Genomic DNA, 15,587 nt, shown 5'->3' on the forward strand with positions numbered 1-15,587 from the left:
TTACTTATAACCAGCCTTTTGTAATACCTGCATGAAATAAAAACGATACGTATTTTTTACAAATGTCTCTAGAGGTAGTCCTACATTCACTTGATATTTTGTAAATATAAAATAAAATCGTTTATCCCACTTTAGGCGTAATAACTCGCCTGCTTCTTCGCCATACTTCATCGTAAATTCTTCCATCAAAGGTTCGATCATCTCATAACAATAATCTTTTAAATGGGCCAGTGCTTCAATATCCTTATCCCTTTGAAAGCGTATAATCCAATCTACTAATTGTTCATTCATATTTGCACGCCGTCCTTTTAATAAGAGTTTCTTCCTATTAAATTATACTCCTTTTTTGGCGAATCAAAAAAAGAACGATTTTTCCAATAGATTTCACTCATCAATAGGACGATTCCAACGTAGATGATAGTGAACAGACCTCTTATTCATTTTTTTGTCCAATACCAGTAATCTATCACCAGCTTGAATGACGTAGCTATTCTCTAATGTCCGAACAGTGGGCTGTTGTTGTTGGGAATTAATGATGCCAATATTGCGTTCCCACAATACCTGATGTTTGTTCATATCATAGAGCAATAACATGTGTTCAGCACTTTCTCGCTGTGTTTGCCTATATGAAACAAGAGCCGTTTTTTCTATGATATCTACATCCACCACTTTTGGTTGTAAATTTTCATAGGCTTGAATGGCTGGCTCGGTTAGGACAGCTTGACTAAAATCGCGGATGGTCTGATAATCCTCTACAGGCTGTGGATGTGTAGCAAAATAGCCCGGCAACTCTGTCTCGATGAAAAAACGGGCAGATAGGTAATCTTGAGCCTTCGCATCCTCACTTAATGTTTTACCATCAAAGCGATAGAATTTGCCATCGACCCCTTCCAAATATAAATGGTTCTCTAGGACAGCCATTTGATGTGCATTATTGCTCAATATCGCTATTAATGACGGATGTTGCGTTCGAAAATCTTTTTTAGAAAGTAGTTCTTTGCCTGTTTCCATATCTACCAAGGATAATTGACCAAACTCATCATCACGATGATGGACAAGAACACCCCCCATAAATTCCCCAAGCAGTGTTTCTTTATAGGAAGCTGATTTTGTCCATTGCTTTTCACCTGTTTGTAAATTCACAGCTACTAGGAGATGGTGTGCGATTAAATGCGTAATTCCATTCGATGTCCCATTATTTTCTGAGCCTTGCACCATTTGAACAGCAATGCTTTGTGAATCATCTGTATAAATCGGCGAATCGGATTTGATGGGAAAACCTCTCCCTGCTAAGCCAAAAACAATCATTAATAGATTACTGACCAATAAAAAAGCAATGAGCAAAATGCTAGAAGTAACGAGGCGTTTACGTTTCAAGACGATAAACATTAACAGTAAAAATCCTATGCCCAGCACGATGCAGAAAAAAATATCATGGATAAGCCAACCATTTAAACGCCATGAATAGATATATCGTTGTAGAAATTGTTCCACTTCTCTACCCCCCTCAAACAACGACTAACTAAAATCTGAATAAAGGACATAACGGTCACATTCCAAGCATTGAAATAAATAGCCTTGATGATGACCATTGTTCATTAAGGATGCAGAAAGTTCTTCTTTTGAAAAGCCGGTATAATTATCAAATTGATCCTCAATTCCTAGCTCTACTAAATCACGCCAACCAACATAGCCGATAAACGCACAATAGTCAGAGCAATGTGCCACCCAATTATTGCCCTGCCAGCTTACATAGCCAGGCGTCCGAAAGAGTACTTCCTCAGCAAACTTGGGGTTCGTAACCTGTTCATCATCCATTAAGTCTTGCTGGAAAGAACCATCATATTTTTGAGCTGCTTCCCCACTATGGATGCAGGAAGGACAAAGATAATCTACTTCCTCAATTGCATAAATACCACCAGTATAATAGACATCCACTTCTTGCTCACAACAATCACATACAACGATTTCATCTGTTTCAAAAATTTCAGCCTCTAGAGGGTTTGGTAGATATTTAAACGTTGGAATTTTCGTTTTAAGCTGCTGATGGTCTCTAATTTTTCTTGGCAGCAGAGGATTCACCGAATTTGGTTTATCTATGTAGGTCTGGAGAACGCCATACTTTTTTCGATCCTTTTTATCGTCTTTATTCATAATGACAGTAAATAACTGATATGCCTCAGGATACATCCTAAGTAAACAGTAGACCTCTACTAATATCCTTAATGTTTCTTCTGTTTGTTGAACCTGCTTTAATTGATCTTTAAAAATATGCATTTGATTAATGGTTATCGGATTGGAAGGATTAAATTTTTGTCTTAGTTCGTGCCATTCTTCCACAATCGTCATAAAAAATAAGCCTCCTTCTTACTTGCTATTTGGCAAATGAATAATCTTTTATCATTTGGCAGATTTCCACTTTATAGTTTGTGTACCATTTGTCTTTACCCAATTGTTGTGCTGTTAAATGCTTGGCATTGTCTTTCCATGCTTGGATAGCCTCTAGCGATTCCCAATAAGACACCGTTATGCCCTTTCCTTCCTCATTTCTAACACTTTCAACACGAATGAAACCAGGCTGTTGCTGTGCTAAGGCATCGATTAGGTCAGCCATCTTGCCATAGCCATCCCCATCTTGCTCAGTTCTTTGCGATGTAAAAATCACTGCATAATATGTTTCCATTTATTTCTCCTCCTCTATTACTTTTATTGTAAACCATAATGACTTTGACTAAAATCTAAATATAGGACACTGAAAGGATTGTGACAGAATGGGAATTAATCCAAACATGGCAGAAATAGCGGCACTTCTTGGTGAAACGTCAAGGGCAACCATACTTGCTAGTATGATGGACGGTCGTTTTCATACGGCTAGTGAACTAGCATATATGGCTGCCATCAAACCACAAACTGCTAGCTTTCATCTTGCTAAATTAGTAGAAGGAAAGCTGATAAAAGTTGAAAAGCAGGGACGTCATCGTTATTTTCAATTGGCTGGTGAGGACATTGCTCAATTTTTAGAGTCATTCCTAGCCATCTCTCCACCACCTGAAGTACGTTCATTAAAGCAATCGAGCCAAATCAAGTTATTACAGGATGCTAGAACTTGCTATGATCACCTTGCTGGTAAATTGGGTGTCCAATTAACGGAATCGATGCTCAAGGCAGGCTATCTTACATTGGAGGGTAAACAATTTGTCCTGACAGATGAGGGCATATTATTTTTTACGACATTCGGAATCGATTTAACTGCTTTAAAGAGAAAACGACGATCCTTTTCTCATGCCTGTTTAGATTGGAGTGAACGGCGTTATCATTTAGCTGGTGCACTAGGCTGTGAGCTATTAAATCAATTTTTCAACCTTGGTTGGCTTTTACGAGTTCCCTCTATTCGCGCCATTAAAGTGACGGAGAAAGGGAAAATAGGCTTTAAAGAGGTCTTTCATTTAGATTTGTAAATTAGGAAAGGGCACGGAGTTATCTCCTAGCCCTTTCTCCACTAAAAGTTCGGTTTACTAAATAAATGCCCATGATGATGAATAAGCCGCCAACCATTAGTGATGGTTTTAACGGTTCTTCCAATAACACCCAGCCTGTTAATACGCCAAAAAAAGGAGCTAAAAATAAATAGGCACTTGTTTTTCCTGGATCACTATTTTGCAGAAGATAATACCACCCTGCAAATTGTATGATCGAGGAAAAAATACTAAGCCACAACAGAATCAATAACGATTGTGGATTCACAATAAAAAATGGCTGTTCTAACAATGCGCTTCCTAGTAATAAGAGTAAGCCTCCAAATAGCATCTGATAAGCAGATAAAACCCACGTATCAAATAACACGCCCCATTTTTTCACTAACAAGGTGGCAGTAGCCCAAAAAACAGCTGATAGCAAGCCAAAAAGGATGCCTACTTTCAATTCAACTTGTGCCCCCATCGTAATCATCACCCCGATTAAGCCAAACAAAACCCCGATCCATTGATAGAAACGGTAGGACACTTTCATGAAAATGGTGGCAAAAATTACAACTAGTAATGGGTTTGTAAATGTTAAAATAGAAGACTCACTTGCCGTAATGGTGCGGAGACTTAAAAAAATACACCCCATCACACCTGCTGTTTGAAAGCTCCCGATCATGCATAATTTGAACCACTCCCTCCTTGTAATAGGATGAGGTCTCTTCAAGATGATAACAACGATAGCCATGATTATACCAGCCAATATAAAGCGAAGTGCAGCTAATAATAAAGGCGAGGCATACGGTAAGCCTAATTTAACAATGGCAAATGATGAACCCATTAAAAAGGTCGTTACTACTAATAAAGCAATAAATTGATAATTTTTCATCCAATAGCTCCTTACCTGATAGAATAATTGTTCTACGTACATTATAATCAGGAAGTATTTCAATGCTCATCGAAGTATGGATTACAACTCAATTGAAAGATTTTATAAGATTTCGTAAGGAAGAGGATAGTATTAAAAAATCTTACCTCCAAAAGCAAAGAGGTAAGAAACTATGGATTATTTATTTTGCATAAACGATCTGATGTTGTCTGCGATTTCCTCCGATTTTGTATGGTGTAAGTAATGATCCCCATCCAGTGTGATTACTTTGCCGTATACGGAATGTTTGACTTGTTCTTCATGCAGCGGTATCCAGTTCTTTTCAACTCCACCACTTTTCGCTTGGACAAATAAGAGAAGAGGTAAATCTTTAGGGAATGTAAGAGTTTTGGCTGCCGTGAAATTTTTGCTAATATGCTCTAATTCATTTGAAGTGCTTGTATTATAAAAGTTTTTGAGTGTAATCATCCTAATTTGCTCTTTTGTGTCGTCATCATACGGAAGACCTGCATAGGGATCATCTGAAAATTTTATAAGAATTCTTGCAATCCCTGATTTTTTTAGCAGTTGTAACGACTTAATTGGAAACTTCGTGTCCATACCACCCTGTGTAGGGACACTGCTATCAATCCCGACAAATCCAGTTACCTCATTCGGATATTTATTAACATAATCGAGTCCATAGATGCCTGCTATCGAATGTCCCATTAGCATATACCGATCAATCTTTAACTCCTGTAAAGCTTCATGGATTTCACTAACAATATTCTCTGTGCTTCGTTCTTTAGCTGTATCCTCACTTAAGCCATAGCCAAAGGGCTCTATTGAAACGATTTTATAATAGGGAGCTAGTTCATCTATCAATGGCTTAAAGTCGAGCGTTGGTGCTGCAGTACCGAAGCCTGGTAGTAATACGATGGTTTCAGCACCCTTACCTTGAATGGTGACATTCATTTTTTCCCCATTCACGGAGACGAGCTGACCATAAGGTTCTATTTTTCCTTGCTCTATTTTGTTGCAAATAATGTTTATTGTAAAAACAATGACAAGTAGCCCCACAATGGATATACCTAGGACTGCCATTGATTTCAGTAAAACACGCATAAATTTTTTCATGTTTAATGCACGAGAGGGATTCACCTTTACTCGTGCCTCCTCCTTTACTACGATTATTCCAGCTTCTTTTGAGCTGTTAGTGCAACTATAAAGGAGAGAGATGTCTTCCGAATGACGACAATATGAACACAAGATGAACAACAATCAGAACCACCAGTCTAACTGGTGGTTTGCTCTACGCGTGAAACGCTGGGGTACTGGCCCATGTCTAAAGACACACTGAAAGGTCCGCCAACCGCACTCCGTTTTCACGCTACCACTAAAGTGGTTTTATTATTTTCGCTTTTTTGCTTGTATTTCTTCTCCTGTAAATGGATCAATGAATTCTTTCATGGTCATTTGATCCTCAAGAATATCCTCTTGCAATTGATTTTTTATATATTCCTGTATGATTTTTCTGTTTCGTCCTACTGTATCTACATAATATCCGCGACACCAAAACTTCCTATTTCCATATTTGTATTTCAGGTTCGCATGCCGATCGAATATCATTAAACTACTCTTCCCTTTCAAATAACCCACAAACGATGAAACACTTATTTTTGGTGGAATACTCACCAACATATGAATGTGATCAGGACAGGCTGTGGCTTCAATGATTTCTACTCCTTTTCTTTCACATAACTGGCGAAGAATTCTACCTATATCTGCTTTGATTTGTCCATAAATAATCTGCCTTCTATATTTTGGCGCAAAGACGATGTGATACTTACAATTCCATGTCGTGTGTGCTAAACTTTTATTATCCATTTGGAGCCCCTTTCGTACGAAGTCGGTTGACCAGACCTGATTTCATTGTACGGCTGGGGTTTTTTTCTTGTCCATAGCTAGAAGCTCTTTGGAACCCCTCGCATAGCAAGGGGTTTTCAAAATATACAAAAAAATGTTACGACATCTGTATAGGAGTCGTAACATGCTCTCTTTAATTTAAGGTAATAGGTAATTTGACAATCATTGTCGTTCCATGCCCAAGCTCACTCTCGACTTCAATTTCTCCTCGATGTAGTAAAACGATTTGCTTCACGATAGCAAGCCCCATTCCACTGCCTTCATACTTGTGACTATGGGAACGATCGGCCTTGAAAAACCGTTCGAATATACGTTGCTGATCCTCTAAAGAAATCCCAATGCCTCTATCCGTTATTCGGACTATCACATGATTTGCACTTTGCTTCATGCTGATCTCAATCGTATCATTAGGACTTGAAAATTTAATACTATTCGTAAGAATATTTGTCCATACCTGATGTAATTGATCGTAATCAGCCATGAGGCGAACAGCCTTCAACTGGAGCTCAAAATCAATATTGCGAGAGGACCATTGAGGCTGGAGGGAGACAATGACACGTCTAATTTGTTCATCTAGACTGAACGTATCGAGATGCATTGGCTGTGTCTTTGATTCTAGTAAGCTCAGCTTTAAAAGGCTATCACTCATCTTAGACATTCGATTGGCCTCCGAAATGATGATATCAAGATAACGGTTTTTCTCGTCATCCGTTACATCAACTTGTTTCAGTGCTAATGCGTAACCAGAAATGGAGGTAAGTGGAGACTGCACCTCATGGGACACATTCGATACAAAATCTCTCCTCATTTGCTCTAGCTGCTGTAACTCCTCCGCCATATCTTCAAAGCTTTTAGCCAACGTACCTAACTCCCCTGATTGCTTAATATTTAATTCGACATTGAAATCACCACCAGCAATATGTTTAGTGGCTTGTGTTAGTTTTTTGATTGGCTTGACTAAAAACATCGCTGCAACTAAAAACACAACGCTTCCAATAACAAGGGCATAAGTAGCAAAATTCAGAATCAACTTGATGGAAAAAGAGGTTGAAGGTAAAGCAATCGTTTGGATAAACATCGCTCTCGTTCCCATTTCAGTTGTTAGAGGTATACCGACAAGTATGGATGAAATACCACTTGGAATTACTTGAATAACCTCTCCATCCAGTACAGCTTGTACTTGTTCCATTGTTACAGGGGCTAACTGATTGCCATGAAGCTTTCCGTAAGCCGTAAACTGCCCTGTTTCTTCATAAATGCGAACATGATAGGATTCAAGCTGATGCATATCACGTATAAAACGATCGGCTTCATGATATGGCAATGTGTCAAAAATTTGTACCATGTCTTGTCCAAAATTTAATAAGGGAATTTGTAAGTTTTCATTTAATTTATCTTTAAATACCCATGTTGCCATGAAAAAAGAGATAACCGTTCCCCCAATGACAGCAACTAGAAAGATTAAAACGACGCGAGTATATAAAGATTTAATCATTCCTCAACCTCAAGCCTATAGCCCAGACCCCTTATTGTGTCGATATGAAAATCAGTGATGGTGTTGAAGCGCTCACGCAGGCGCTTAATATGTACATCGATGGTTCGATTATCTCCCGCATAATCAATCCCCCAAATTTGATCGATCAGTTGTTCTCTTGTATAGACTTGTCCAGGTGTTTCGGCAAGCTTATATAATAATTCAAATTCCTTGAGCGGTAGTGAAATAACATCTTTTCCTCTCATAATTTTATAGGTCTGACGGTCCAGCGTGACTTGACCAAGTTGAATGGTCTGCGAATGGCCAATCCTGTAGCGCTTCAAAAGTGCCTTTACACGTACAGTTAGCTCTAACGGATCAAATGGCTTTGTTAAATAATCATCCGTTCCAAGCTCAAAGCCCTTCACTTTTTCCCATGTTTCCCCTCTTGCAGTCAGCATCAGGAGAGGAAGATCCGTATTCGTTTTGCGGAGCTCCTTACATAGTGTCCAGCCATCCATCGTTGGCATCATAATATCTAGTACAACAAGATCAATAGGTGTTGAGCCGTAGATGGCTAATGCTTCTTTACCATCTCCTGCCTCCATTGTAGTGAACCCGTCTTTGCGCAGAAAAAGGCAAACAAGTTCACGAATGTTCGCATCATCATCCGCAACAAGTATCGTCGGCATACATTCGTTCCCCTCTTTTCGAATCTATTATTCACACACATTATACTATATAATTTCTTTACTTCTCCCCTACCACACCTCACGATTAATTGCTGTGGCCTAAAAAACCACTTCCTAAAAACATAAAGGAAGTGGTTCTAATCAAGCAATTAACTTTGCAAACCATGCAACGTAATGAGCACCTGGAATCAATAGTAACTGTGCCACAATGGTTCCTAAAAATCTGGAGAACATCATCATAACAGACATTCTTTTCAGGTCTAGATAGCTTCCTCTCTTATTGATCACATCATCTGCTAGAATGGATATTTTCGGGTCAATGAATAGGATTAATAGTATTGTTGCAATGCCATTAATTAATCCAGATGCCATAACAGCAGTAGTCTTTAATTCTGGTACTAATAATGTGGCATACAATGCAGATAAAACGCCAATCGTATAAATAGCTGTAATAACAATATTGATAACAAATAATTTAATCGGTATATCCTGTAGACGAATGCCTTTTAAATAACTAAAATTTGGTGTATGAATATGCTTAATTCCCCGTCTTACATAGTCAAATGTAAAGCCCTTTTTCAATAAAGCCGGGATTGAGCCTCTTTCCTCAGCCAAATGAACGATAGCTCTTGAAAAAATGGCTACAAAGGTGGGAATAAGTAAGATTCCTACTATTGTTCCAAGCGAAGCCGCTCCAATAATTAGTCGAAATTGATGTTCTACAAATGTCATGGCATTCTCCGTAGGTGCTGTATCAACAAGGCTCCCTGTGAATGGTTGTTGCATCATATTGGCTAACCTCGACACCATGACCATTACATTAAAAAGAGATAAAGCCGAAGCTAGTAATTTGACACGTGCTCCTGATAAACGAACTGCATATGCAAGCGTTTCAATCGCATGAATGATTAAAATAAATAAAGCAATCATGATTAATTTTTCTGTTATTAAATCCACATATGTACCTACTCTTTGCTTTCTAACGATTTAATATTGTAACGCTTATTCAATAAAATAGTTCCAATTGAAAAAATGTGCTGTCCACGCCATAAAAGGTAATTATAAAAGGCGAGAGGTTGATTATTTCCAATGTGGAGAAGTGATGAGTGACTACCCTCGCCATAAAGAGTAGTGAACACCTTTGTTTTATTTGAAAATTTTTTCTAAAAAAGAAACATTTTAATGGGTTGGAGTGGAAGGCTACTTGAATCTTCTTGAATAGCGATACAGGTAACCTCTAAACGGAGCTGTGTTCGCCCAGAGGAAAGCATGTAACCTGCACGGAAATTTTTCAACACTATGAAAAAACTTACCCTAAGAAAGGGTAAGTTTTTTGTTACTTCTACAGTTGCTTTACCATTAATTTTAATAAATCATCCTGTGACATCTCTTCCGTCAGCAGCGTTTCACCATCCACCCCAAGATAATCATGCGGATTCCACCAAGCACGTAAAGAATCTTCCCCGAAGTCATTTTTTTTGGAGCTAGAATGATGACGAATAACGGTTTCCTCAAAAGATAAATCAAAATAATAAGTATTGGCCTTCTGATCAAAGAAGTGGATTAAATCCTTTAACATAGCTCCATAACGACTGGCATATAATATTCCTTCTACAATGACAACTTCACAACGACCTTTACCATACTCTGCGATTTGACGAATTAATTCAATAGAAAGATTGCCTTCTCGATCATGCACCTTTAACATATCACGTCGGACAACATCTTGCGCAATCAAAAGTGTACCATGTCCAAGATGATGCTGAAGTTTCTTTGCAATTGTCGTTTTCCCACTACCTGAATTTCCTCGAATAATAATTAGCTTAGAGTCCAATTTCCCCTTCTCCTTTTTAAGCTGCTCTCCTAGACCAAATGACAACAGGAATCAATACTAACGACAATAGCCCTCCTGCTAAGGACAACACTGCATAGCTTGAATTCGCCACTACCATACCTGATAGCGCACCACCTGATGCACCTGCCAATGCCACAAAAACATCCATCTTCCCCTGTGTTTTTGCACGGGTAGAAGGCTCCGTCGCATCAACAATTTGAGCAGTTCCACTAATTAAGCCAAAGTTCCAACCTAATCCCAGTAAAGAAAGTGCCACAATGAGTAACACCATTGAATCGCTTGGTGCAAATGCAGCCACTACGCCAGCGAGTAGCAACGTAATACCTGAAGCTATACTCATTGCCGTACGTCCGATTTTATCAACAAGAATACCTGTGACAAGTGATGGCAGATACATAGCACCTACATGAAACCCTATCACAATACCAACCTCGGCTAATCCATGTCCATGATGTTTCATATGTACAGGTGTCATTGTCATGATGGCCACCATGACAATTTGTGTCAGGACCATAACTGTTGCTCCTACCGCTAGGCCTCTTTTATTGCTAGATATAGGCATGGATGGTGTTTGATTTTCTTTGTTCATTTTTTGCTTATGTGCCTCTATGGCTTTCGCTATTTCTAGCGGGTCAGGACGCAACATAGTAAACAATACAAGCCCCGCCATAATAAAGGCCAAAGCAGATAATAGAAATGGACCCGCTAGAGCTGGAATACCGATAGACAGCGCCACTTTTCCCATCCATTCTACTAAATTCGGACCTAAAACAGCACCAAACGTGGTCATAAGCATGGTTGTACTAATCGCCGTAGCACGTTGCTTATTATTGGCTAAATCTGTCCCAGCGTAACGTGCCTGTAAATTAGTTGCCGTACCAGCTCCATAGATTAATAGAGAGGCAAACAATAACACAATACTATTCATTAAAGTAGCAAGGACTACACCTATTGCACCAAGTCCACCCACTATAAAACCTGTTGATAAGCCTATGCGGCGACCATAACGTTGAGATAGTTTTCCTACAATGAAAGCCGCACCCGCAGAGCCTAACGTAAATAATGCAGAGGGTACACCCGCATAGGCATCCGTTCCAAGCATTTGTTGTGCCAGTAGAGCGCCTACCGTTATACCCGCCGCAAGTCCAGCTCCCCCAAAAATTTGGGATAAGCTAACAACTATCAGTACACGCCTATATAGGTTTTTTAGTTTTTCTGGTGACTCAATGTAGGACGCAATTGACTCTTGAGATTTTTCAACCATTTTTCAACCTTCTTTCTCTATGTATATCAAACAAGATTACTTGAATTAATGAAGAAGGAACCGTCTCCATCTAGACAGTTCCTTTCCTATGCTACCATCTTTTTATACCTCTATCGTATGCCCCAATTGGTGTCATGCATAAAGGACATGATATTAATGTGCATGCATAACGACATTCTTTTTCTTTGCGTAAAATAAGAAAGTAGTGGTTAAACTTAAGCTTATGATTCCGAAAACAAGTCCCATACCACTTAAACCAATTAAATCTAGCATCATACCTGTCGATAAAAGCACGATTTGAAAGACGACGGAATCAATCATGTTGCGGAATGAGAAAAAGCGTCCATGAAACTGTTTGGGTACTTGTTTTTGGAAAATTACCATTGTCGTTGGGAAAAAACAGCCAACTGAAAAGCCAAAAACGCCAAATGCCACTAAAGCGAAAAATGGAGTCTCTGCAAGTAATAATAGGAGCTCCATTGAGCCTATAATAAAGGCTAATGAAAAAAGCAGTGTACCCATTTGTACACGGTCAGCAATCATTTTCAAACCAGCTGCACCAAGCATAAATCCGATACCTTCCACCGTATACAATAATCCTGAAATTGTGGTAGATTGATGAATTTCAGATATTTTCATAATCACTAAATTAAAAGAGCCTAAAAATAATGTAGGAATTAACATTAAGACAAGCGTCATCAAGACGACTGGATGCTCTTTGATCATCGGTAACACTTCTTTAAAATTCCCTTTTTCTTTGTTTGTCATCGTTTCAGTAGATGCTTCATCCAATTGCAATAAACTAGTAATGACAAACATGCCTAAATAGACAATAAATGAAATAATATATAACCATTTTAACTCAAAAAAACTGAGCATAAACCCGGCAGCGGCTGTACCGATGATCCTTGAAATGGTTCTCGCATTCATTTGCCAAGCATTTAATGTAATTAAATCCTGTTCCTTCGCAATCATGGGAATAATAGATTGCAAGGCAGGCATATAAAATGCTGCTGCTATTTGCAGCGTGATTAAAAATAGAATCATCCAAATGACCGAATTAGTATAAAGTGCGATAAACATAAATAAAACACTGATGATGCGTCCGATACTCGCCATCTGGACAACCGTTTTTTTCTTCGATTGGTCAATGATACGTCCTGCCATTGGACCAACAACTAAGCCTGCTAAAATACCACAAGAAATAATTAATGATTTGTGAAAGTCAGAAGGTACTACCTCTTGCATAAAGGCTAAATTGCCAATAATGCCAGCCCATAAGCCGAGACCTACGACAAATTCACCTAATAAAATAATCCATACGTTTCGATTTCTCCACATGCTGTTCTCCTTGTTGCTATCATAAAATTTATCGTAACAAAATTTTAAATATTCGTACATAAAAATATAGAAAAATTTGCTAGATGCTATTATTCTTTCTCTTTCTAGTTTATCTTAACGAGTATACTATTTTTCCTAGAAGTAGTACTCATTCAAAAGTTTGAACTTGTCCTTAAAAGAAAAAACATCGTTTGATGGGCGTATCAAACGACGTTTTTCATTAAGAAGTTTCTAGTTTATGAACAAGTACTTTTTTTCTACGCTCAACGATTTTTTGACAGATGAACGTCACGATAAAAATGAAGCCGACTGTTGTTGCCATCATACCTGCTATAGAGGTATCCCAAAATTTCGCTAAATAATAGCCAATGACGGAAGCAGCAGCTCCAAAGAGCATACTATAGACGAACATTTGCTTAATCGTCTTGCTGATTAAATAGGAGGTAGCAGCTGGCCCAATCAACATGGCAACCACTAAAATGGCCCCTACACTATCAAAAGCTGCCACTGTTGTAAACGAAATCGATGTCATAAAGCCATAATGAAGAAAGACAACGGGAATGCCAATGGTTGCTGCATACACAGGGTCAAACGTTGCAAGCTTCATTTCTTTAAAGAATAGGAGTAGGAACGCAATATTAATGACGAGGACGAGTAAGAGCATCCATACTGCCTTAGGCATTGCCAGCCCAAGCAATGTCCATTTATCCCAAGGAACAAAAGCAATTTCTCCCATTAAAACATGCTCAACATCTAAGTGCACATTGCCTGCAAATAAGGTGATGAGGAGAACACCTGCTGCAAACAGAGATGTAAACACTACGCCTATCGCTGCGTCTTCTTGAATACCAGAAGAATGTAATAATTGCACAAGATAGGCTGTTAAAATCCCTGCAAACGCAGCACCTACCAACATCCAAAAACCATTCAACGTTTGGGTAATAAGGTAAGCCATTACAATGCCAAAGAGCACTGTATGACTGATCGCATCTGCAATCATGGACATTCTACGCAAGATGAGGAAGACACCTGCAATTCCACAAGTTACCCCAACTAACAGTCCCGTGAATACAACCCAAAATTCGATCATCCTACATCACCCTGCTTTCGAAATTGCATTTTCCTACGATATTTACTAATTTGACCAGTTGGACTTATAAAATACGATAGAAAGAATATACCTGCTGCCACTAAGACAATTATCGGACCTGTCGATAACCCTGTTCGAATCGCACTAATAAAGGTTCCTGTTATGCCAGCGATACCTCCAATCGCAGCACTTAAAATGAGCATTGTGCTCAATTTTTTTGTCCATAACTTGGCACTGGCAGCAGGAATAATTAATAAAGCTGACATTAAAATAACGCCAACAGCTTGTATACCTGTAACAATTGTCATGACAATTAAAACCGTTAATGTTGCCTTTAAAGCCTCTATTGGTAAGCCAATCCCTTTTGCATAAACAGGATCAAAGATCAGTAGCTTCCATTCCTTATAAAGCAAGAGACTAACCACAATAATGATGGTTGCACTAATAAAGAGCCACATTAAATCTGCCTTGGTCATCGTCGCTGCTTTACCGAAAATAAAATTATTCAGACCACTCTGATTCCCCAGTGGGCTACGGTTAACCACTGTTAAAAATACAACACCAACACCAAAAAATACGGTGAGGACTAATCCAATGGCAGCGTCAGCCTTCATTTTTGAAAATGACACAATCCATTGAATACAATACACAGATAATGCAGATGTAATGCCTGCTCCTAGCATTAAAATTGGCAATTCCTTTTGACCTGTTAGCAGGAACGCAAGGGCAATACCTGGTAATGCTGCATGCGCAGCAGCATCCCCAACTAGACTTTGTTTCTGTAAGAAGGAGAACGTGCCTGTGATGCCTGCTGCAATGCCAAGTAACATCGTTCCACTCAGTACCCACAATAAGTTACCGCTTAACATTATGTCCCTCCTTACACATGCTGCATCATGAAAAGTTTACCACCATATGTTTTTTGTAATTGCTCTGGTGTAAAAACATCTTCCGTTGCGCCTGATGCTAAAATTGTTTTGTTTAATAGAATTGTATAGTCAAAGTATTCTTTGACGGTTTGAAGATCGTGATGCACAACAAAAATACTTTTTCCCTGTGCCTTTAAATCCTTTAAAATATCAATAATCGTTTTTTCTGTCGCAGCATCTACTCCTGCAAATGGTTCATCTAAAAAATATATATCTGCATTTTGTGCAAGGGCTCTAGCTAGGAATACACGTTGTTGCTGGCCTCCTGAAAGCTGCCCGATGGAACGCTCTGCAAAATCCTGCATCCCAACACTTGCTAAAGCTTGTCGAGCAACAATTTTATCCTGCTTAGACGGTCTTTTAAATAAGCCTGTATGGCCATAACGCCCCATGAGCACCACATCCAACGCATTTGTTGGGAAATCCCAATCCACCGCATTACGCTGAGGCACATAGCCTACGACTAAACTCTTTGGCTCAAACACCTTCCCTAAAATTTCTACCTTTCCCACTTTATTAGGAAGCTGATTTAAAATGGCCTTTAAAAATGTGGATTTCCCTGCACCATTTGGGCCAATAATGGCAGCTAGATGACCTGTAGGCACTGTTACACAGGCATTTTCTAATACTGTTTTTTTATCATACGCCACTGATAGATTTTCCACTGTTAATGCATACATATTCTTC

17 protein-coding genes are annotated in these 15,587 nt (G+C 38.9%); 1 reads left to right on the forward strand and 16 read right to left on the reverse strand.

Translation table 11 applies throughout. From position 1 onward, the window contains the following. The 4 genes from NYE73_RS14900 to NYE73_RS14915 form a co-directional block, all read right to left on the reverse strand. The gene (locus NYE73_RS14900) at positions 1-291 is read right to left on the reverse strand and encodes a hypothetical protein (protein WP_048392436.1); all 291 of its coding nucleotides are present in this window, start codon (positions 289-291) and stop codon (positions 1-3) included. 93 nt (positions 292-384) lie between these two features. Then, positions 385-1,494, reverse strand: a complete 1,110-nt coding sequence (locus tag NYE73_RS14905) for a PA2928 family protein (RefSeq protein WP_259951152.1) — start codon at positions 1,492-1,494, stop codon at positions 385-387. Positions 1,495-1,518: 24 nt separating this feature from the next. Continuing rightward, positions 1,519-2,349, reverse strand: a complete 831-nt coding sequence (locus tag NYE73_RS14910) for a CbrC family protein (protein ID WP_112118425.1) — start codon at positions 2,347-2,349, stop codon at positions 1,519-1,521. A gap of 25 nt (positions 2,350-2,374) precedes the next feature. After that, positions 2,375-2,683 (reverse strand): antibiotic biosynthesis monooxygenase family protein, encoded by a 309-nt coding sequence (locus NYE73_RS14915; RefSeq protein WP_016991657.1) that lies wholly within the window; start codon positions 2,681-2,683, stop codon positions 2,375-2,377. A gap of 88 nt (positions 2,684-2,771) precedes the next feature. Between NYE73_RS14915 and NYE73_RS14920 the strand changes: the two genes are divergently transcribed. Next, on the forward strand, positions 2,772-3,458 hold the full coding sequence (locus tag NYE73_RS14920; RefSeq protein WP_066037762.1) for an ArsR/SmtB family transcription factor: 687 nt from the start codon (positions 2,772-2,774) through the stop codon (positions 3,456-3,458). A 19-nt stretch (positions 3,459-3,477) separates the two neighbouring features. Here the strand turns inward: NYE73_RS14920 and NYE73_RS14925 are convergent, their stop codons facing one another. The 12 genes from NYE73_RS14925 to NYE73_RS14980 all read right to left on the reverse strand — a co-directional run bounded on the left by NYE73_RS14925 (position 3,478) and on the right by NYE73_RS14980 (position 15,580). Then, positions 3,478-4,350 (reverse strand): DMT family transporter, encoded by an 873-nt coding sequence (locus NYE73_RS14925; protein ID WP_048392431.1) that lies wholly within the window; start codon positions 4,348-4,350, stop codon positions 3,478-3,480. Between the two features lie 177 nt (positions 4,351-4,527). Then, the gene (locus tag NYE73_RS14930; RefSeq protein WP_259951156.1) at positions 4,528-5,466 is read right to left on the reverse strand and encodes an alpha/beta hydrolase; all 939 of its coding nucleotides are present in this window, start codon (positions 5,464-5,466) and stop codon (positions 4,528-4,530) included. A 273-nt stretch (positions 5,467-5,739) separates the two neighbouring features. Beyond that, the gene (tnpA, locus tag NYE73_RS14935) at positions 5,740-6,216 is read right to left on the reverse strand and encodes an IS200/IS605 family transposase (RefSeq protein ID WP_115673398.1); all 477 of its coding nucleotides are present in this window, start codon (positions 6,214-6,216) and stop codon (positions 5,740-5,742) included. 172 nt (positions 6,217-6,388) lie between these two features. Further along, on the reverse strand, positions 6,389-7,750 hold the full coding sequence (locus NYE73_RS14940; RefSeq protein WP_259950774.1) for a sensor histidine kinase: 1,362 nt from the start codon (positions 7,748-7,750) through the stop codon (positions 6,389-6,391). Next, the gene (locus NYE73_RS14945; RefSeq protein WP_112118421.1) at positions 7,747-8,421 is read right to left on the reverse strand and encodes a response regulator transcription factor; all 675 of its coding nucleotides are present in this window, start codon (positions 8,419-8,421) and stop codon (positions 7,747-7,749) included. Before NYE73_RS14945 ends, NYE73_RS14940 begins: the two co-directional genes overlap by 4 nt. 141 nt (positions 8,422-8,562) lie before the next feature. After that, positions 8,563-9,351 (reverse strand): lipid II flippase Amj family protein, encoded by a 789-nt coding sequence (locus NYE73_RS14950; protein ID WP_269899013.1) that lies wholly within the window; start codon positions 9,349-9,351, stop codon positions 8,563-8,565. A 412-nt stretch (positions 9,352-9,763) separates the two neighbouring features. Beyond that, the gene (locus NYE73_RS14955; RefSeq protein ID WP_259950776.1) at positions 9,764-10,255 is read right to left on the reverse strand and encodes a kinase; all 492 of its coding nucleotides are present in this window, start codon (positions 10,253-10,255) and stop codon (positions 9,764-9,766) included. 16 nt (positions 10,256-10,271) lie between these two features. Then, positions 10,272-11,540 (reverse strand): MFS transporter, encoded by a 1,269-nt coding sequence (locus NYE73_RS14960; RefSeq protein ID WP_112118420.1) that lies wholly within the window; start codon positions 11,538-11,540, stop codon positions 10,272-10,274. Between the two features lie 153 nt (positions 11,541-11,693). Further along, positions 11,694-12,881 (reverse strand): MFS transporter, encoded by a 1,188-nt coding sequence (locus tag NYE73_RS14965; protein ID WP_054550446.1) that lies wholly within the window; start codon positions 12,879-12,881, stop codon positions 11,694-11,696. A 220-nt stretch (positions 12,882-13,101) separates the two neighbouring features. Beyond that, complete coding sequence (locus NYE73_RS14970) at positions 13,102-13,971, reverse strand: metal ABC transporter permease (protein WP_048392426.1); 870 nt, start codon at positions 13,969-13,971, stop codon at positions 13,102-13,104. Beyond that, positions 13,968-14,840 (reverse strand): metal ABC transporter permease, encoded by an 873-nt coding sequence (locus NYE73_RS14975; protein ID WP_054550447.1) that lies wholly within the window; start codon positions 14,838-14,840, stop codon positions 13,968-13,970. Before NYE73_RS14975 ends, NYE73_RS14970 begins: the two co-directional genes overlap by 4 nt. Positions 14,841-14,851: 11 nt before the next feature. Further along, a complete protein-coding gene (locus NYE73_RS14980; RefSeq protein WP_048392425.1) occupies positions 14,852-15,580 on the reverse strand; it encodes a metal ABC transporter ATP-binding protein in 729 nt (242 codons plus the stop codon). Positions 15,581-15,587 lie beyond the last annotated feature (7 nt).

This window comes from Lysinibacillus sp. FSL K6-0102 (genome assembly GCF_038003545.1).
Lineage (GTDB): Bacteria > Bacillota > Bacilli > Bacillales_A > Planococcaceae > Lysinibacillus > Lysinibacillus capsici.

Bases quoted from the DNA above. Each gene is read 5' to 3' on its own strand.
- NYE73_RS14900 (WP_048392436.1), bottom strand. From the start codon at position 291: ATGAATGAACAATTAGTAGATTGGATTATACGCTTTCAAAGGGATAAG.
- NYE73_RS14910 (WP_112118425.1), bottom strand. From the start codon at position 2,349: ATGACGATTGTGGAAGAATGGCACGAACTAAGACAAAAATTTAATCCT.
- NYE73_RS14915 (WP_016991657.1), bottom strand. From the start codon at position 2,683: ATGGAAACATATTATGCAGTGATTTTTACATCGCAAAGAACTGAGCAA.
- NYE73_RS14920 (WP_066037762.1), top strand. From the start codon at position 2,772: ATGGGAATTAATCCAAACATGGCAGAAATAGCGGCACTTCTTGGTGAA.
- NYE73_RS14925 (WP_048392431.1), bottom strand. From the start codon at position 4,350: ATGAAAAATTATCAATTTATTGCTTTATTAGTAGTAACGACCTTTTTA.
- NYE73_RS14930 (WP_259951156.1), bottom strand. From the start codon at position 5,466: ATGAAAAAATTTATGCGTGTTTTACTGAAATCAATGGCAGTCCTAGGT.
- tnpA (WP_115673398.1), bottom strand. From the start codon at position 6,216: ATGGATAATAAAAGTTTAGCACACACGACATGGAATTGTAAGTATCAC.
- NYE73_RS14940 (WP_259950774.1), bottom strand. From the start codon at position 7,750: ATGATTAAATCTTTATATACTCGCGTCGTTTTAATCTTTCTAGTTGCT.
- NYE73_RS14945 (WP_112118421.1), bottom strand. From the start codon at position 8,421: ATGCCGACGATACTTGTTGCGGATGATGATGCGAACATTCGTGAACTT.
- NYE73_RS14950 (WP_269899013.1), bottom strand. From the start codon at position 9,351: ATGATTGCTTTATTTATTTTAATCATTCATGCGATTGAAACGCTTGCA.
- NYE73_RS14960 (WP_112118420.1), bottom strand. From the start codon at position 11,540: ATGGTTGAAAAATCTCAAGAGTCAATTGCGTCCTACATTGAGTCACCA.
- NYE73_RS14965 (WP_054550446.1), bottom strand. From the start codon at position 12,881: ATGTGGAGAAATCGAAACGTATGGATTATTTTATTAGGTGAATTTGTC.
- NYE73_RS14970 (WP_048392426.1), bottom strand. From the start codon at position 13,971: ATGATCGAATTTTGGGTTGTATTCACGGGACTGTTAGTTGGGGTAACT.
- NYE73_RS14975 (WP_054550447.1), bottom strand. From the start codon at position 14,840: ATGTTAAGCGGTAACTTATTGTGGGTACTGAGTGGAACGATGTTACTT.
- NYE73_RS14980 (WP_048392425.1), bottom strand. From the start codon at position 15,580: ATGTATGCATTAACAGTGGAAAATCTATCAGTGGCGTATGATAAAAAA.